This is a genomic window from Microbacterium lacus (assembly GCF_044794305.1).
Lineage (GTDB): Bacteria > Actinomycetota > Actinomycetes > Actinomycetales > Microbacteriaceae > Microbacterium > Microbacterium lacus_B.
In genome coordinates, this window is the sequence record NZ_CP084996.1 from 1,398,910 (window position 1) to 1,416,057 (window position 17,148).

Here is a 17,148-nt window from a genome sequence, read left to right on the forward strand (position 1 = left end):
TCCTTGTGTCCTTCGGGTATCAGGTGGTGGAAGAGTTGACGCGATCGTTCAGCCAGGCCGCGGCGAGGCCGAGCGATTCGTCCGCTTCGGGGACGTTTCCGGCGAACAGCTGGAAGACGTGCGGGACTCCCTCCCATGAGTTCAGCTGAACGTCGACTCCGGCGGCAACGGCCCGATCTCGCGCGCGCGTCGCGTCGTCGAAGAGTATCTCCGTGCTGCTGACGTGTATCAGCAGCGGCGCGATGCCCGAGAAGTCCATGTACAGCGGCGACACCCGTGGGTCGTCCCGTGAAACTTCGCCGGCGTAGTAACCACCGAACAGCTCGAGTGCGGCCTTCGTGGTCCACGGATCTTTGGCCGCCAGGCGTTCCATGGAGTTGCTCGTCAGCGCCAGATCCAGCCACGGCGAAAAAATCATGCCACCGGCAGGCTGATCCATGCCCTCGTCACGAAGCTCTGCCATCAGCGCGAGCACGATTCCTCCCCCGGCGCTGTCACCGGCCAACACGATCTGATCTGATTTCCAGCTCTTTTTTCGCAGCTCTTCGTAGGCCGCCCGCGCGTCTTCAAGCGCCGCAGGGAAGGGGTGCTCGGGTGCACGGCGGAAGTCCAAGCCATACACCGGAGAGTCCGTGACATGGGCAAGGTGTGACATCAGACGGGCGTGACTCTGAAGCGACCCCATCACATACCCACCGCCGTGGAAATAGAGGATAACGCGACCCGGGCGCGCTGAAGCGGGCTCATACAGACTCGCGGCTCGCCCACCGAGCTCGGCCTCCGTGTGAGTCACGTCGTTTCGCACTGTGGCCCACAGTCCGATGCCGTCAGCGGCCTTCCGCCGCTCGTCAAGAGTGAGTGATGGGCCGAGACCGATCACACCGGCTTTGTATTCGGCGATAGTTTGTTCGGTGGCCAGTGCCTGAGGACTGGGCATAAAAGAGACCCTCCGGAAGAGATGATGAGTGAGTGAACCGTGGAGAGGGGGCGTCAGAACTGAGTCCCGCCGTGCTGGGCGATGTAGCCGAAACGGTTCTCCGTGACGTGGCCAGCGAGAGCGCCCTTGATCATGGCCGCCATGCTCGGCGCGAGCTGTCGCCCGGAAGCGATGCCGCTCGAGAGAAACCACAGCCCGGGCTGCGCAGTCGGCTTGTAGGTGTTCCTCAGCTCGCCGACTTCGTCGAAACCGCCGATGTCGCCGACTCGATCGGCAACATCACGCCCGAAGAGTGTCTCGGTCTCGACGCGCTGATTCTGATAACCGGTCGCGAGGATCGCCACGTCGAATGCCAGGACCGAGCCGTCTTTCATCTCGAGTCCCTCGTGCACGAAGGTCGTGACGTCCTCGGTCTGGATGACCTTGATTTCACCGGCGATGATCAGGTCGGACGCCCCCACGTTGAAGTAGTACCCCGCGAAGCTCTCGAAAACCTGCCAAAGGAATCCGTTCTCCGGATACCGGATACGTAGTCCCGCCGCCTCGAGCTTGTCCAGCATCGGCTGATCGGCGTCGGTGCACATCTGGCCGAGCTTGCGAAGATTCTCTTTCAACAGCGGGTAAACCCAACCCGCCATGCTCATCAGGTCCGCCACCTCGGTCGGCGTGCCGTCGAAGAATGCAGGTGAATAGACGAGGTTGGTGGTTTTGAGATCGACCACGGTGACGGGGTTACGCTGCAGCATCGTCACGCTGGCACCGTTCAGGTACAACTCACGAGCCGTGTCATGGCCACTCGTGCCGACGCCGACCACGAGCACCCGCTTGCCCGCGTAGTCGCGACCCGTCGAGAACTCCTTGGTGTGCAACACGTCACCGGCGAATGAAGCCATGCCGGGCAGATTCGGTCGATCCGGACGACCGCCAACTCCTCCCGTCGCCATGACGACATGCCGCGGCCGCATGGTCCGCTCGGTGCCGTCTGCAGATCGCAGGACTGTGGTCCAGCGACCCTCCAGGTCGTCGTACTCGCCACTGACGAGTTCAGTACTGCTCCAATAGTTCAACTGCATGGCCTTGACGTAAATCTCGATCCAGTCGGCCAGTAGGTCCTTCGAGAGATACTCGGGATACGACTTCGGAAACGGCATCCCCGGAAAGTGCACCATCTCCGTCTCATTGTGCAACGCGAGCGAGGAGTATCGGGTGCGCCAACTGTCACCGGCGCGGGGGAATCGATCGACGACGAGGACGTCGACGCCCAGGTCCTGGAGCGCTACCGCGGCGAACAGTCCGTGGTGTCCGCCGCCTACGATAATGACTTCCGGATCGCGGTCTTCGTATCGAGCGCGCTCCGCACGGATCTCTACGAAATTCCTGCCGGAGGCGCGATCGAAGCCCGCACCTTCGGGCCGCTTCGGCTCGGCGCCGACAATCCCCTCCAGCCGTGTGAGGAGCAACCGCGCCTTAAGACCGTTCTCGGTCGCGACCAGTCGAACCACCCCGTCCGCATATCCTGTTGCAGTTCGGAAGACGATGTACGCCTCTATCACTTCCTCACCTCCACGCGTCACACGCGTGGGGGCAGTGCGGCCCGGGGCGAGCCCGAACTGATGCGCACGAGACTCGGGGGCGGAGGCGCGTATCAGCCTCTCGATCTTCGCCAACCCACTGACGTTACCGAGGTCCCAGGTGAACGCGCCCATGTCGCGCCAATGCGAATCAGTCAGGAACAGTTCCGAGAGTCGTGAGAACTCCTCCGCCCTCAACAATTCCTCGAACGCCTCAAGCCAGGCGATCACCCCGTCACATTCCGTCTGAGGGGCAGTAAGGGTCTCGGTCAACGACGTGCTCATTATCTCTCCACCATTGGCGATCTCTGCCGAGCCGAGCGCGTGATGCATCCCGCCGATGGGTGCACGCGCCGAATCGGGTCAACTTCTATGGAAATAGTAGACGCGAATGGTCGGGAATTGCAAGCGGTCGGACGAATGTCACCGAGATCGCCTGCGAGCCGCGCTCGATGATGTAATCTTATTACAGACGATTTTCGTCTAAGTAAGATCGCCTCCCGCGACAGGTGGCTCCTAACGGTCGCCGTGACCTGCCTGTCGTGCGCGACGATCCCATAGTGCCGATGATGATCGTGGGGTCTAAGAGCTCACGGCCAAGCCCGAGGAGGGCCAACTGGTGAAGAGGTCGCTGTACGAGGAGACCCATGACTCTTTCCGCGAATCCGTGCGGGGTTTCATGGCTCGACACGTCGTTCCCGTCCACGACTCGATCATCGCGGAGCGCGCGATCCCACGTTCAGTATGGAAGGCGGCCGGAGAGGCAGGCCTGTTGGGCCTCGAGGTGCCCGAGGAGTACGGCGGAAGCGAGGCCAACGACTTCCGCTTTAACGCGGTCTTCCTCGAAGAACTCGCCAAGGAGAGCATGGCTTTCGCGTCCAGCTTCTCCATCCAGGGCGACATAGTCGCGCCCTATCTGGTGAAGCTGACCTCTCCCGAGCAGCGTGAACGGTGGCTGCCGGGTTACGTGTCCGGTGACATCCTGGGCGCGATCGCAATGACCGAACCGGCAGTGGGCTCCGACCTCGCAAACTTGTCGACCCGTGCCGTCCCGGACGGAGACAGCTGGGTCATCAACGGATCCAAGACGTATATCACCAACGGCCTGAGCGCGGATCTCGTCGTCGTCGCTGCGAAGACAGACCGCGATGCCGGCGCCAAAGGCATCAGCATGTTCGCCGTCGAGCATGGAACGGAGGGATTCGTCCGGGGAAAGAAACTGGACAAGGTCGGGCAGCCGGAGTCGGACACTGCGGAGTTGTTCTTCGAGGACGTCCGTGTACCGAAAGAAAACCTCCTGGGCAAGCTTAACCACGGTTTTTTCCACATGATGACGTTTCTTCCCCAGGAGCGCATCGCCGCGGCGGTCGCCAACCTTGCCCACGCACGCCAGACGTTCGATGAGACGCTCGCCTACGCGAAGGATCGTGTCGCATTCGGCCAGCCGATCGGCTCCATGCAATACAACAAGTTCCTCCTAGCAGAGCTGATCACCGAGCTCGAAACTGCCCAGGCGTTCGTCGACGCGGCGGTGGTGCAGCATGCCCACCGAGAGCTGTCGGCTGTCGACGCCGCCAAGGCGAAGTGGTGGTCAGCCAAGGTGCAGAACCGTGTCATCGACGCGTGCGTTCAGCTATACGGCGGCGCGGGCTATATGAACGAGATCCGTGCCGCTCGCGCGTGGAAGGACGCTCGGGTGACGCGAATTTGGGCCGGGTCCGAAGAGATTATGAAGGAAATCATCGGCCGCGACCTGGGTTTGTGACCGACGAATTTCCTCCTCCGGGGCGATTACGGCCGCGTAAAGTGACGCCGATCATTGCAGGACAAATTTGATGCCGCTCACTGCGAGCGCGAGGGAGATATCGATGAAGATTGTCGTATTGGTGAAGGAAGTGCCCGATACCTACGGAGAACGCGAGATCGATCCGGAGACTGGCCTGGCCAACAGGGCAGCGAGCGAGTCGGTGATGGACGAAATCAACGAGCGGGCGCTCGAAGTCGCCCTGAGATACGCCGACGCCAATCCCGAAACTGAGGTAGTTGTACTCTCCCTTGCGCCGGAGACCGCTACGGCGACTATCCGCAAGGGCCTCGCGATGGGTGCATCTCGTGCGGTGCACGTCGCAGATGATGCCCTTGTCGGCGCCGACTACGGCGTTACAGGCGAAGTCATCGCCGCGGCACTGCGACGCATCGGGTACGACCTCGTCGTAGCGGGCAACCTATCGACAGACGGCTCGGGTGGAATCATTCCGGCCATGGTCGCCGAGCTTCTCGGCGTCCCGCACGCCACCGCCCTCTCCTCGGTGTCAATCACCGAGAACGAGGTGACCGGGCAGCGCTCAAGCGACGCGGGCATTATGCAGATGTCGGCGCCCCTTCCCGCAGTCATCTCAATCACGGATCGTTTGCCGGACGCCCGTTTTCCGAACTTCAAAGGCATAATGGCGGCGAAGAAGAAGCCTCTCGAGGTACTCAACCTGGCCGACCTCGGCGTCGAGCTCTCGGAGTCCGCGGTCCCCCACTCGATCATGGTCTCGGTGTCCGAGCGTCCGCCGCGCGCAGCAGGCGTCAAGATCCTCGACGAAGGCGATGCCGGCAAGAAGCTCGCCGACTTCCTGGCGCAGAATCGATTGGTTTAGGAGACGCTGATGACAGAGTTCGCAAGTGATTCGGTACTCGTGCTGGTGCACGTGTTGTCCGCAGGTCGCCTCGCCAAGAGCGCTGCGGGCCTCATCGGAGCAGCGTCACAAGTCGGAACCCCGGTCGCGTTGGTCGTCACTCCTCCAGGTGAGGGACATGCCGCGGCCGGAGCAGCGGGAGCGCTCGGCGCCTCTATCGTTCTCGTGGCCGAAACCGATCGACTTGCTTCGGCGCTGACGGGGCCTACCGTCGACGCCCTTGTGAAGGCCGTTGAGACGGTGCGCCCGGATGCCATCCTCGTCTCGAACTCGGTCGAGGGACGCGACGTCGTCGGTCGTTTCGCTGCGCGCTCACGCGCGGCGGTGCTCGCCGATGTGGTGGGCGTCTCGCGCGATGACGAGGGCATAGTGGCGCAGCACTCCGTCTATGGCGGTGCGTACAACATCCGATCTGCCGCGACGTGGGGCGCTCCGTTGATCACGGTCCGCCAAGGGGCCATCGAAGCCCGCGTCGAGGCCGTCGACTCCCCGACAATCCATACGATCGTCGCATCGTCCGCGACCACGCCGTCCGCGTCGATCCTGTCTTTCGAGGAGGCCGTCGAGGAGTCGAGTCGACCCGAACTCCGCGGTGCAGAGCGGGTTGTCTCCGGTGGTCGCGGCCTCGGCTCGCTTGAGCAGTTCATCCTTGTGGAGCAACTCGCCGATGCCCTCGGTGCCGCCGTCGGCGCCTCACGGGCTGCGGTCGACGCTGGCTACGTGCCCCAGACCGCCCAGGTCGGCCAGACGGGGGTGTCGGTCTCCCCTCGGCTCTACGTTGCGCTGGGTATTTCGGGCGCCATCCAGCACCGCGCAGGCATGCAGACTGCAAAGACGATCGTGGCCATCAACAAGGATGGTGATGCACCGATCTTCGACATCGCCGACTTCGGCGTTGTCGGCGATGTATTCACTGTCGTGCCTCAGCTGATTGCTGAGATCGAGGCGAAGAGGGCCTAGGCGATGTCAGTGAACGTTACGGCGATTAGACGCGGTCTGCCGCGGCGTTCCGGCGACGAATCATGGCCGTCGGCTGACGCGATTCCGCCGCAAGAAGCCGATCTGCGGTCGGAGGACGCGGTGAAACGTGAGCTGGTGACTCGGTCACAGGCATCACCTCCCCCGAGGTCGGCTCCCGTTGCAACGGCTGCCCTCGCGTCGACCGCCGCCGCTACGCCTTCCACTGAGCCAGGTGCGGAGGTCTCCGGCCCCGCCGGCGACCCTGCGTCTGCCCCGCCAACATCACTGCGGCGGGGTCTGCCGCGAGTCGCCGGCGGAGACCCGTGGCCGCCCGCCGCTGGAATGGCGACACCCGCGGCGAGCCCGACTGCTTCGCCGAGCCCGACGACTAACGCCACCGCCACCGCTTTGTCGATCGCGACCTCGCCGCTCGACTCGATACCGCTCCGCCGCGGGCTTCCGCGAGCTTCGGGTGGGGAACCCTGGCCGCCGCCTGCCTCCGCTCCCGCCCCGCCTGCGGCGCCGGTCATGGTCGCGCAGCTGCCCCCCGGAACCGACGGTGTCGACGCCGGTAAGACCGGCGCACTCACCGGCACAGAGCAGACTGCCGTCGTGCCACGCAGCGACCCATCGGTACCGCTGCCGTTCACGCGCACAGTGTTCGAGGGCACGGGTGGACGTGGACCCGTGCACACGCGCCCCAAGCCGAAGAGATGGGGGCCCTACTCGGTTGCGCAGTGGCTAGGCGCCGCAGTCGTGGGGGGAGCGGCACTCGTCGTGCTCGCGGCGATGGCCGTTCTGGCGGTGCGCTGGTTGCTGAGCCTCGACGTGATGCAGGAGTTCCTCGGGACATACCCGGGTGAGTACCATCTGCCGGATAGTGCGCCCGTGGGGATACCGGCGTGGCTCGGGTGGCAGCACTTCTTCAACTTCTTCCTTATCGCGCTCATCATTCGGTCCGGGCTTCAGGTCCGACACGAAACGCGCCCGAGCGCTTTCTGGTCGCCCCGCGGCAATCCCGGACGGAAGATTAACCTGTCGTTGTGGTTCCACCAATCCTTGGACATCCTGTGGGTGACGAACGGTCTGATCTACGTGGTGCTCTTGTTCACGACCGGGCAATGGGTGAGAGTCGTCCCCACGTCGTGGGATGTGTTTCCCAACGCAGTGAGCGCGGCGTTGCAGTATGTCTCGCTCGACTGGCCGACGGAGAACGGCTGGGTGAACTACAACGCTCTCCAGCAGATCGCCTACTTCTCGACGGTGTTCATCGCTGCGCCGCTCGCGATCGCGACAGGTGTGCGAATGTCAGGCATCTGGCCGAAACGAGCCAAGCTGCTTTCGTCGTGGTATCCCATCGAAGTCGCGCGCGCCATCCACTATCCGACGATGCTCTACTTCTGCGTATTCATCGTCACGCACGTCCTGCTGGTTCTCGCCACCGGGGCCCTAAGAAATCTGAATCATATGTTCGCCTCTCAAGGATCGATCCAGCCGGATGCGTACGCCGCCAACTGGCTCGGATTCTGGCTGTTCGTCGCCTCGTTGATCGCTGTGGGCGCCGCATTGGTCGCGGCACGGCCGCTGATCCTGGCTCCGATAGCGCGGCTGTTCGGCACCGTGAGCTCACGATGATCAACATGCCCGTCGGGAATCCGGCCGCCGGCCGCGCCCTGCGGGCCGCCAATCGGTCTGAACTCCCGCGCTCTAGGTCGCCACGAGCGTGGTTTGCATCGAAGCATCCGCGAGGGCGCGGCATGCCCAAGTGTTACTTTGCCAGCAACGAGCCGGCTCGTCGATCGGACTGTGGGGAACGATCCCACGTGTGAGGACCGCGTCCACGTTCACGCAACACTGACTTCTGCACTTTCATCGTCGGCGTCTTTGGCAACTCGTCGATGAGCTCGACGAAGCGTGGGACCGCGAACGCCGGAACGTGCTCAGCCATGAAATCGGTCAGTTCGGCCGGTTCGACACTGGCGCCGGGCGCCGCCACGACGAAAATCATGACCTCATCCTCGGACCACTCCGAAGGAGTCGGCACTACGGCACATTCGGCAACCGCCGAGTGTCGAAGCGCGATCACTTCCACCTCGGCAGATGAGATGTTCTCGCCCCGACGTCGCAGCGCATCCTTCATCCGGTCCACGAAGTAGTGATACCCGTCCGCGTCTGCCCGGAACAGATCACCCGTCTTGAACCAGCCGTCCTCCGTCCACGCGGCGGCACTTGCCACCGGATCGTTCAGGTACCCGAGATTGAGCGTGGACGCCTCTCCCCCGACCTGAAGCTCACCAACTTCGCCTACCTCTACCGGTGTTGAATCCTCGTGGACCAGACGGACGGGGAAACCCGCCTCCTTGCCGCAGGACAGAAAGTCCGCCGCCGTCACAGAGGAGCCTGCCGGCGTGAGGAAAACGTTGACGATTTCGGACATCGCGTAGGTGGCCACCACCCGGTCAATCCCGAAACGCTGGGCAAAGTCCTCGACGTACGGCGGGAGAGGGCCGCCCACACACGCCCTAATCGGGTTGTCGGCGTCGTCATGTCGCTCCGGGGAATCCATGAGGAAGGCCATCATCGCTCCGATGAGCAGCGTGTCCGTGCACTCGAATCGGCGGACATCATCCAGCCACGCGGAGGTACGGAAGCCCTCACGCGTGACCAGGCCCGTGCCGCGAGCCGCTGCTCGATAAAGAGGCCCTCGCGCCGACCAGTGGAATGGAGGAAACGGGTTGTAGTAGGTACCGTCTGCATCGGGATCCAGCGCCTCGGCGATCTGGATGGTTCCGGCACATCGTCCCCACGGGACGATGACGCCCTTCGAGTTGCCGGTCGTGCCGGACGTGAGAATGACGCAGGCGGGATCTGCGAGACCGCCGTCCACGAGCGCGATCTGGGGCAAGGAACCCGACAGCAGTTCCGCGGACGAGAGGAACCCCCTCTGCGTGGCATGGCCGCTGAGGATCACGGGGACGGTCAGCTCGGGAAGCAGCGGCTCCCAGATCGAGGTGAAGCGCTCATCGATTACGATCGCGCGGGGCGAGATCGTTGTGAGTACACGCCGAAGCCAATCACCTTTGAACGCATGGTTGAGTGGCGCCTCCATCGCTCCGATGGCGGCCGCACCGATCCACGACACAGCCGCCTGATCGCCTCGCGCGAGCATCGTCGCAACCACGTCGCCGTGGCCGACGCCGAGCCGCGCCAGCATTCCTGCCCACGCCATTGAGGACTCGTGCAGGTCCGACCAGGTGTAAGCGCTCTCGTCATCAACGGTCCGGAGAGCGACAGCGTCGCCCTCCGTTTGCGAGCGCAGCCGGATCAGGCCCGGCAGCGATACCGATTTAGGTGACTTCATCATCGATCCCGTACTGGAAAAGCGACATCGTCGTCGCACCGATGACGTCTCCGCGCTGATTCTGATAGACCTCGTAGCGCGAGAGGAAGTACCCATCACCTAGCTTCGTCTTGCGCAACCCGGAGCAGTTGAGCAGCTGAGCCGTCGAGCGAATGACGTCGCCGGGCCGTATCGGTGCGCCGAACTCGGCGTGCCGACGCTGGACGATCACCTCTCGTGCACCCGGAGCACGCCACTCGAAGGGCCAATCCGACGCGACCGCGCTGGGCCAGGCTTCCTGGTCCGGCGCGTCCACGTCTGGGGCCGACGAGTCCAGGCCGAGCTGTGGTGCCCGATTCAGGTTCCAGATGGACATCGACGCCGCGGGTGCGATCACCTCGCCACCGTTGCCGCCCTGGTACACAGGATTCGCGTCGCGAACCATATCGCACCAATAGCCGATTTGCGCCTCGCTTACCGGGAACGGGGCTTCCCGAGTGAACCGCTCGTCCAGTCGATCACGCAGCGTGATCGGCATCTCATCGTCCAGCTCGACAGCCGGCGGGTCGACGGAAAGCGCTCGCGGGGAAGGTGCAAGCCCATCGGCGATAAGGTCGAGTACGATGGGCGCTTTCGCGACCTTCCGGCCGTCCTTCGTCGTGATCGTCACCTCGATCTCCACACTGCGTCGCTCGCCATCAGCGAACTTGCGACTCACAACACCCTCGACGTGCGCGACGTCGCCCAGGCACAGCTGATCCGACATCGTGAGCGACATGCTAGCCATGATCGCGCGGGGTCCGGCCCAGTCGGTCGCGCATCGGCTCATCAAAGCCTGCAGGTAAGTCGTGTTGACGAACGCCTCGCGAATCCCGAGCTTGAGGGCGAACGCGCTGTTGTGGTGATACGGCATGTAGTCGCGCGTTCCGGCGGACGCGAGGACCATGGCCTTCGTCGTCATGGGCAGATCGAAGCCCGTCACCGCCTGGCCTTCCGTGACGTCCATCCAGTCGATACCAGAGTTGAGTGTCGTTTCGGCCATCAGTACCCCTTCGGCATTCCCAACATCTTCTGAGCGATCTGGCTCAGCACGATGCTGTTGTTCACCGGACCCAACTCCGAAAGCTTCGCCTGGAGGAAGAAGCCGATGATATCCGTGTCCATATCGGCGAAGCCGCCGCCGTACACATTGGCGGCCGCATTGGTGGCCTGGCTGACGGCCGTACTAGCCAAGTACTTCGTGGCGCTGGCTTGGATGCCTATGGACTCACCCCGGTCGAAGGCGGCCGCCGTCTGGAAGAGATAGGCGCGCGCCGCCTCGGTGTTTGCCTTCGCCGCCGCCAGGGGATGATGAACACCCTGGTAGGTCGCGATCGGAACATCGAAAGGGGCACGCACGGACGCATATTCCGATGCTTTCTTCAGGACGTAGTCGGCCGAGCCGAGGTTCGTGGCCGCAACGATGAGGCGCTCGGGGTTGAGACAGTCGAACAGTACCGAGAGTCCCTGGCCCTCAGGCCCGAGCATGCTGTCGGCCGGGAGAACCACGTCGTCGAACACGATGGAGTACTGCTTCTCTGCCTTATGGATACCGATGTCCATGATTGTCGCTGACACCCCCGGAGAAGTGGGGCGCACCAGAAAGACGCTGATGCCTTCAGTTCGGCGCTCCGGATCATATGGAGTGGTCCGCGCAACAACCAGGCACCACTCTGACTCCATGAACCCGGTGATGTAGTACTTCGTACCGGTCAGACGGTAGGTTCCGTCGGGCTGTTTGGTCGCTGCCGTACGGATCTTGAAGGTGTTGCTGCCGGCATCAGCTTCGGTGATGGCGAATGAGAAGCGCGATTCGCCCGTCGCTGTAGCCGGAAGGATCGCATTGCGCTGCTCCTCCGTCCCGTACTTCACGACCGGGATCCGTGACATGAAATTCGGGGTGGCAGCCTGCAGATTGAGACCGGCAGAGGCCTGCCAGTCGATCGCGTGCAACAGGTCGGTCGTGTCACCGCCGATGCCTCCGTACTCCTCGGGCAGGCCGATACCAAGCAGACCCGATTCGGCCCACGCGTCCCACAGCTTCTGGGGGACCTCGTTCGCGCGTCCCGCGTCGGCGACGTGCTTGCGATCAATTCGCTTGATGATGTCGTCGCAGATCTGCCGGACATCTTCCAGGATTTCACTCATTGCTTGTTCTCCTTTGAAAGCATTGACGGCGGCGTCGCTGCGTCGCTTGCACGGACGCAGACCTGGGCGTCGTCCCCTCATCGCATTTCTATACGATGATCGTCACATATTACCGCACCGCCGACAGGCGGTGCTCCCGTGCCCGGCATGCCAGCCGGACGGGGTTCCGGACGCGCGTCAGTCGGTTTGCCACTGTGGCTGACGTCGCTCGACGAAGGCGGCCGTGCCTTCGTAGGCGTCCGGAGCTGCGCCGATCTCGGTCATGAACGAGCGCTGAAGATCCCAGTACTCCGAGAACGTGTTTCCCTGTGCGTGCTCCAGCAAGCGCTTGGAGGAGCGCACGGCAATCGGGGAATTCTCCGCCATGCGGTGCGCAATCTCGAGGGCACGATCGCGTAGGTCCGCCTCGTCTACTAGTGCCGAAACAAGCCCGGCATCCTGGGCCTGTTGGGCTCCGATGGGTTCGCCCGTCAGGACCATCAGGTTCGCCAGACCCTCCCCCACTTTGCGCGGGAGTCGGTAGAGACCCCCGGCACCCGCAATGAGCCCCCGACCGACCTCGGGCAGTCCGAACGATGCGGAGCGCGAGGCGACGACGACGTCGCAGGTGAGCACGATTTCAAGGCCCCCCGCGTATGCCGGTCCTTGCACCGCGGCGATCAACGGCTTACGCGCTTGACGGCGGACGAATCGGAACAAGCCCCGCGGCGGACCCAGCGTGCTGAACTCTTTCAGATCCATACCGGCGCAGAAAGTCGAGCCGTTTGCTTGCAGGACACCCACCCGCAGCATCGGATCGGAGTCGAGTCTCTCCGAGGCTTCGAGAATCAACTGGCCGAGTTCGGCGTTGACAGCGTTTCGTCGCTCTGGCCGATTCAAGGTCATGACGAGGCATCTGTCGACGACTTCGATCTCAAGAGGTGACGGCATGACGCTCCTTCGGGACACTACGAGAAAGTATACGCTATTCGTCAGTAATATGAATGCTGGCGGAAGAGATGCTGTAACTGACGAGATAGGCGGACGGCCACGATGCGCCGTTCTTGCAACGAAGGAGTCGATGATGCCGATCGCAGCACGAACAGGGCCGCTGAGCGGGATACGCATCGTCGAGGTTGGCGGCGTCGGCCCGGCACCGCACGGCGCGATGATGCTCGGCGATCTCGGGGCTGACGTGGTTCGCATCGAGCGGCCCGGCTACAACTTCGATCAGGATCACTTCGACTTCGTGATGCGCAACCGACGCATGGCCGTTCTCGATCTCAAGCAGCAATCACACATCGCCGACCTACGTCGGCTGGCCGCGGTCGCTGACGTTCTTATCGAGGGGAACCGGCCGGGCGTGGCCGAGCGGCTAGGTTTTGGCCCTGAGGAGTGCATTGACGCGAATCCGAAACTAATTTACGCACGCATGACGGGTTGGGGGCAGTCCGGCCCGCTGGCGATGCGCGCCGGCCACGACCTCAACTACGTCTCACTCACCGGAGCGCTCAACGCGATCGGTCGACCCGATAGCCGCCCTACCGTGCCTCTCAATCTCGTCGGCGACTACGGCGGCGGTTCAATGCTCCTGGTGCAGGGGGTCCTAGCGGCGCTCGTAGAGCGTGCCACCTCAGGGCAGGGTCAGGTCCTGGACGTCGCCATGGTGGACGGAGCGAGCATTCTGTCCCAGCAGATCCTCTCCCTCCACCAGCTGGGCAGATGGAATCCGATCCGGGGGTCGAACACCCTCGATGGCGGCGCGCCCTTCTACGACACGTATGAATGCGCTGACGGCAAGTACGTGGCTGTCGGCGCGCTCGAAGAGCAGTTCTACGATGAGCTGCTGCGCGGACTCCAGGTGCGTCGAGACGACATCCCAGATCGAAGCGACACCGCTCAGTGGTCGGCGCTTCGCGCGATCTTCACCGAAGCCTTCCTCCAGCGCACGCGCGACGAGTGGACAGACATCTTCGAGGACACGGATGCCTGCGTCTCGCCCGTTCTCGATTTCGACGAGGCCGCGCAGCACCATCACATGGTCGCCCGATCGGCCAGGGTGGAAGTCGAGGGGATGAGCCAGGCCGTGCCGGCACCGCGGTTCTCACGGACCCCTGCAGGCACACCATCACCCCCGCCGCGGCGGGCTTCGACGATCAACGATGTGCTCGCCGACTGGAACTCGTCCAGCACGCAACTCTGATCAAACGTTCTCGGCGCTGACGGTGAATGCACCTATGGCTCCGCGGGTCAAACTCGTGAATCCATCGACCACTGCAGGAGCGTATAGGTTCCGTCCTCCGCATCCTCAAAAATGCCCTTCACGGCCGAGCCGATCGAGACATCCTGGTTCCCAGGTCCGAGCAGGTTGCCGATGAGACGCACGCCGTTCGCATGAGGAAGCTCTACGAGCGCCACGATGTAGGGGACAGCGGCTCTGAGTTGCGGACGAGCCGGATGCCAGACACGCGTCCAGCTGTAGATGATCCCTTCCGGCTCAGTTTCGTCCCAGTTGAGTCCGAAGGTATGACAGGTCCAGCACACGACATCCGGGGGCCATGTCCAGGTACCGCACTGTCCGCAATGCGGTAGGACCAGCCGGTGCTCGCGCAGCCCGTCAAAATGAGGCAGGTCGAAGCCGTCCGGCATCGGCCGCGGAGCCACGAACGGCTCCGGGAAGTACAGGTCCGTGCTCACAGTAGCTCCTTCGTTCCGTAGATGACTGACGTGCTCACTGACGTCATCGGACCGCCCGCGCATAGACAGGTTCGGGCATCGGCGACTTGGTTGATCGCGGTGCCGCGCAATTGACGTACGGCCTCGACATGCATCTGCATGGATTGCACATAGGCTTCCGCGAAGTTGCCCCCGGACGTGTTCAACGGCAGGGATCCGCCGACCGTGAGGTTCTCGAATGTCAGCAGTTCCCCCGCGTCCTCGGCCGTGCAGAATCCATGCTCGATGATCGCCATGACAACTCCGGCGGTGAAGTTGTCGTACACCTGCAGCACGTCGATGTCAGCGGGGGCCAATTCTGCCCCTTTGAACAATCGCGGGGCCAGCGTTTTGAACCCCCCGGTGACATAGTCGGGCACGTTCTCCTGAGCAGCCCCGCGCAGCGGGCCGCCGCCGGCGGCCGAGAGTATGTAGACCGGATCCTCGCGCAGTGCTTCCGCCTGCGCACGGTGGGTGACCAGAACAGCGGCGGCCCCGTCACTTTCCGCGCAGCAGTCATATAGATGGAAAGGCTCCGAGATCCAGCGCGATTCCTCGTACGCCTCGGAAGACAACGGGCGACCATGCATGACGGCATGCGGGTTGCTGTTCGCGTGGTGGTATGCGGTTCGCGCGACAGCCTCGAAGGCGCTCGGGTCTACGCCGACCACCTCCAGCAGCCGCTGGGCGCGCAGAGCGTATTTCTGAGCCGGGGTGAGGAATCCGTATGCCGCCGTCACCCCACCCAAACCATGGCCCGAGACCTCGTTCGACACGGAACCGCCGCCGTAAGCTCCGAGACCGAATCGCGCCGCCGGCGGCTGCGTGATTGCGCGGTACGCGATGACATTGTCTGCCATACCGGTCGCGACGGCCGCAGCGGCGAGACCGACGTGGCCGCTCGAGCCGCCGCCGCTGATCGTCGCCTGCATGGCAGAGACCCTGAGGTCCTTCAGTCCCAGAGCCGCCGCGATCTTGGGCGGTTCGTTTTTATCGCCTCCGAAGGAGACGAGTCCGTCCACATCGCGAACATCGATGCCCGCGTCGTCCGCCGCGGCGATCACCGCCTTGAGACAAAGCTCGAACTCCGAATCCGGCGAGCCACCCCGCTTGTAGAAGGTGCTCTCGCCGACGCCGACGACTGCAGTTTTGCCGCGCAGAGTTCTCTGTTCAGTCATGACGCACCCACCGCTCCGTTCCCTGCGGCAACGTATTCGTCGCGGAGTCCGCGTTTCATCATCTTTCCCGAAGGATCACGCGGCAGCTCTTCTCGGAAGTCCACGCTTCGCGGACACTTGATGTCTGCGAGGTGCGACCTGCAGAATGCGATGAGCTCGCGTTCGAAATTTTCGCACGCCTCGTCGCCGACAGGCATCTGAACCGGCTGGACGACGGCCTTGACCTCTTCGCCGAAGTCCAGATTCGGGATTCCGAACACGGCCACGTCGAAGACGTCCGGATGGGTCGCCAGGACGTTCTCCGCTTCTTGCGGATAGATGTTGACGCCCCCGGAGATGATCATGAAGGCTTTGCGGTCGGTCAGATAGAGGAAGCCGTCCTCGTCGACATGGCCGATGTCCCCGAGGGTGCTCCATCCTCGCGCATGCCTGGATGCCGCAGTCTTGGCCGCATCGCCGTGGTATTCGAACGATGAGCCGTTGCCGAGGTACACCGTTCCGGTTTCGCCCGGAGGAAGCACTACTCCTTCGTCGTCGCAGATGAAGATCTCGCATCCGATCGGACGGCCCACGGTACCGCGGTGCTCCAGCCACTGCTGCGAGTCGCAGAACACGACGCCGTTGCTCTCGGTTCCGGCGTAGTACTCGTACACCACGGGTCCGAGCCAGTCGATCACCTGCGCCTTGAGCGCGGGAGGGCATGGTGCTGCCGAGTGGACGAAGTATTGCAGGCTCGAGGTGTCGAATCCGGCTCGGACATCCTCGCCCAGTTGCATCATGCGCGACATCATGGTCGGCACGACCTGGCTGTGCGTCACGGCGTAGGTCTGCACCAGGTCGAGGTATTTCTCTGCATCGAACTTGTCCATGATGACCGCAGTGCCGCCGAGCGCCGTCGCGGCCATGACGAAGCGGATTCCCGCGCCGTGATAGAGCGGTGCGGGACAGAGGTAGACCGTGCTCTCATCAAAGCCGAACAGCTTCCGCGCCACCCAGGACACACCGACCGGGGCGGTTTCGAGCGGGGCGGCCTTCACGCTTCGCACGATCGCCTTCTGGCGTCCGGTGGTGCCGGACGAGTAGAGCATGTCCGCGCCCGCGGTTCGCGGTGACGGGAGAGGCTCGGGACTGGCCGCATTGACCGCAGCCTCGTATGACTCGAAGCCGTCGACCGCGCCGTCGATCACCAGGCGGACCACGAGCTCGGCACGCCCGGATGCCACCTCGGACGCGACGTCAGCGAACGTGCTCGCGGACACGATTGCGCGTGCGCCGCTGTCAGACGCAATATAGCTGACCTCCTCGGCGGTCAGACGCGTCGAACAGGGCGTGTAGACCAGACCGGCGTAGTGGGCGCCCCATGCCACCTCGAGGAACCGCTCGTGGTTATCGAGAAGGATCATGACGTGGTCGCCGGGAACCAGACCGCGCTCGGCGAACACCTGCGAGACGCGATTAGCCCGGTCATCGAGTTCGCGGTATGTCTGCGTCCAGCCGCTCCCTCCGTGGATCAGCGCCAGGCGTTCGGGAGATTCAGCCGCGTATCTGCCCGGGTATCTCTCGACGGGGGGTTTGAGGGGGGTTTCGTGAGTCATCT

Annotated in this window: 14 protein-coding genes; 5 read left to right on the forward strand and 9 right to left on the reverse strand. The window is 63.4% G+C overall.

The window, feature by feature from the left end:
* Positions 1–19: 19 nt before the first annotated feature.
* Together LG299_RS06840 and LG299_RS06845 are read right to left on the reverse strand one after the other, a co-directional pair.
* Positions 20–937, reverse strand: coding sequence for an alpha/beta hydrolase (locus tag LG299_RS06840; protein WP_404434300.1), 918 nt, complete (start codon positions 935–937; stop codon positions 20–22).
* A gap of 53 nt (positions 938–990) precedes the next feature.
* Positions 991–2,793, reverse strand: a complete 1,803-nt coding sequence (locus LG299_RS06845; RefSeq protein WP_404434301.1) for a flavin-containing monooxygenase — start codon at positions 2,791–2,793, stop codon at positions 991–993.
* A 394-nt stretch (positions 2,794–3,187) separates the two neighbouring features.
* Between LG299_RS06845 and LG299_RS06850 the strand changes: the two genes are divergently transcribed.
* The 4 genes from LG299_RS06850 (at position 3,188) to LG299_RS06865 (ending at position 7,787) form a co-directional block, all read left to right on the forward strand.
* Entirely contained in the window at positions 3,188–4,273 is a 1,086-nt protein-coding gene (locus LG299_RS06850; RefSeq protein ID WP_404434830.1) for an acyl-CoA dehydrogenase family protein, read from the forward strand.
* 103 nt (positions 4,274–4,376) lie between these two features.
* Positions 4,377–5,153: an electron transfer flavoprotein subunit beta/FixA family protein gene (locus LG299_RS06855; protein WP_404434302.1), complete on the forward strand. Its 777-nt coding sequence runs from the start codon at positions 4,377–4,379 to the stop codon at positions 5,151–5,153.
* Positions 5,154–5,162: 9 nt separating this feature from the next.
* Positions 5,163–6,152: an electron transfer flavoprotein subunit alpha/FixB family protein gene (locus LG299_RS06860; RefSeq protein ID WP_404434304.1), complete on the forward strand. Its 990-nt coding sequence runs from the start codon at positions 5,163–5,165 to the stop codon at positions 6,150–6,152.
* A 528-nt stretch (positions 6,153–6,680) separates the two neighbouring features.
* Complete coding sequence (locus LG299_RS06865) at positions 6,681–7,787, forward strand: cytochrome b/b6 domain-containing protein (RefSeq protein ID WP_404434305.1); 1,107 nt, start codon at positions 6,681–6,683, stop codon at positions 7,785–7,787.
* A gap of 133 nt (positions 7,788–7,920) precedes the next feature.
* Here the strand turns inward: LG299_RS06865 and LG299_RS06870 are convergent, their stop codons facing one another.
* From LG299_RS06870 to LG299_RS06885, 4 genes are all read right to left on the reverse strand, one after another.
* On the reverse strand, positions 7,921–9,513 hold the full coding sequence (locus tag LG299_RS06870) for an AMP-binding protein (RefSeq protein ID WP_404434306.1): 1,593 nt from the start codon (positions 9,511–9,513) through the stop codon (positions 7,921–7,923).
* A complete protein-coding gene (locus LG299_RS06875) occupies positions 9,500–10,534 on the reverse strand; it encodes a hypothetical protein (protein WP_404434308.1) in 1,035 nt (344 codons plus the stop codon). The genes LG299_RS06870 and LG299_RS06875 overlap by 14 nt, the downstream gene beginning before the upstream one ends.
* On the reverse strand, positions 10,534–11,679 hold the full coding sequence (locus tag LG299_RS06880; protein ID WP_404434309.1) for an acyl-CoA dehydrogenase family protein: 1,146 nt from the start codon (positions 11,677–11,679) through the stop codon (positions 10,534–10,536). The genes LG299_RS06875 and LG299_RS06880 overlap by 1 nt, the downstream gene beginning before the upstream one ends.
* A 177-nt stretch (positions 11,680–11,856) precedes the next feature.
* On the reverse strand, positions 11,857–12,609 hold the full coding sequence (locus LG299_RS06885) for an enoyl-CoA hydratase-related protein (RefSeq protein ID WP_404434311.1): 753 nt from the start codon (positions 12,607–12,609) through the stop codon (positions 11,857–11,859).
* A gap of 133 nt (positions 12,610–12,742) precedes the next feature.
* Here LG299_RS06885 and LG299_RS06890 point away from each other — a divergent pair, with 133 nt between their 5' ends.
* Positions 12,743–13,861 carry a CaiB/BaiF CoA transferase family protein gene (locus tag LG299_RS06890; RefSeq protein ID WP_404434312.1) on the forward strand — a complete coding sequence of 373 codons (1,119 nt, stop codon included), beginning with the start codon at positions 12,743–12,745 and terminating at the stop codon, positions 13,859–13,861.
* 47 nt (positions 13,862–13,908) lie between these two features.
* Here LG299_RS06890 and LG299_RS06895 read toward each other — a convergent pair whose 3' ends face one another.
* The 3 genes from LG299_RS06895 to LG299_RS06905 are packed head-to-tail and all read right to left on the reverse strand — an operon-like array spanning position 13,909 to position 17,146.
* On the reverse strand, positions 13,909–14,355 hold the full coding sequence (locus LG299_RS06895) for a Zn-ribbon domain-containing OB-fold protein (RefSeq protein ID WP_404434313.1): 447 nt from the start codon (positions 14,353–14,355) through the stop codon (positions 13,909–13,911).
* Complete coding sequence (locus LG299_RS06900; RefSeq protein ID WP_404434314.1) at positions 14,352–15,551, reverse strand: thiolase C-terminal domain-containing protein; 1,200 nt, start codon at positions 15,549–15,551, stop codon at positions 14,352–14,354. Before LG299_RS06900 ends, LG299_RS06895 begins: the two co-directional genes overlap by 4 nt.
* Complete coding sequence (locus tag LG299_RS06905) at positions 15,548–17,146, reverse strand: AMP-binding protein (protein ID WP_404434315.1); 1,599 nt, start codon at positions 17,144–17,146, stop codon at positions 15,548–15,550. Before LG299_RS06905 ends, LG299_RS06900 begins: the two co-directional genes overlap by 4 nt.
* Positions 17,147–17,148: the final 2 nt, after the last annotated feature.

What these genes read in the sequence shown, in the direction of transcription:
- LG299_RS06890 (WP_404434312.1), top strand. Translation starts at nt 12,743, where the DNA reads ATGCCGATCGCAGCACGAACAGGGCCGCTGAGCGGGATACGCATCGTC.
- LG299_RS06860 (WP_404434304.1), top strand. Translation starts at nt 5,163, where the DNA reads ATGACAGAGTTCGCAAGTGATTCGGTACTCGTGCTGGTGCACGTGTTG.
- LG299_RS06870 (WP_404434306.1), bottom strand. Translation starts at nt 9,513, where the DNA reads ATGAAGTCACCTAAATCGGTATCGCTGCCGGGCCTGATCCGGCTGCGC.
- LG299_RS06865 (WP_404434305.1), top strand. Translation starts at nt 6,681, where the DNA reads ATGGTCGCGCAGCTGCCCCCCGGAACCGACGGTGTCGACGCCGGTAAG.
- LG299_RS06850 (WP_404434830.1), top strand. Translation starts at nt 3,188, where the DNA reads ATGGCTCGACACGTCGTTCCCGTCCACGACTCGATCATCGCGGAGCGC.
- LG299_RS06840 (WP_404434300.1), bottom strand. Translation starts at nt 937, where the DNA reads ATGCCCAGTCCTCAGGCACTGGCCACCGAACAAACTATCGCCGAATAC.
- LG299_RS06900 (WP_404434314.1), bottom strand. Translation starts at nt 15,551, where the DNA reads ATGACTGAACAGAGAACTCTGCGCGGCAAAACTGCAGTCGTCGGCGTC.
- LG299_RS06845 (WP_404434301.1), bottom strand. Translation starts at nt 2,793, where the DNA reads ATGAGCACGTCGTTGACCGAGACCCTTACTGCCCCTCAGACGGAATGT.
- LG299_RS06855 (WP_404434302.1), top strand. Translation starts at nt 4,377, where the DNA reads ATGAAGATTGTCGTATTGGTGAAGGAAGTGCCCGATACCTACGGAGAA.
- LG299_RS06875 (WP_404434308.1), bottom strand. Translation starts at nt 10,534, where the DNA reads ATGGCCGAAACGACACTCAACTCTGGTATCGACTGGATGGACGTCACG.
- LG299_RS06885 (WP_404434311.1), bottom strand. Translation starts at nt 12,609, where the DNA reads ATGCCGTCACCTCTTGAGATCGAAGTCGTCGACAGATGCCTCGTCATG.
- LG299_RS06880 (WP_404434309.1), bottom strand. Translation starts at nt 11,679, where the DNA reads ATGAGTGAAATCCTGGAAGATGTCCGGCAGATCTGCGACGACATCATC.
- LG299_RS06905 (WP_404434315.1), bottom strand. Translation starts at nt 17,146, where the DNA reads ATGACTCACGAAACCCCCCTCAAACCCCCCGTCGAGAGATACCCGGGC.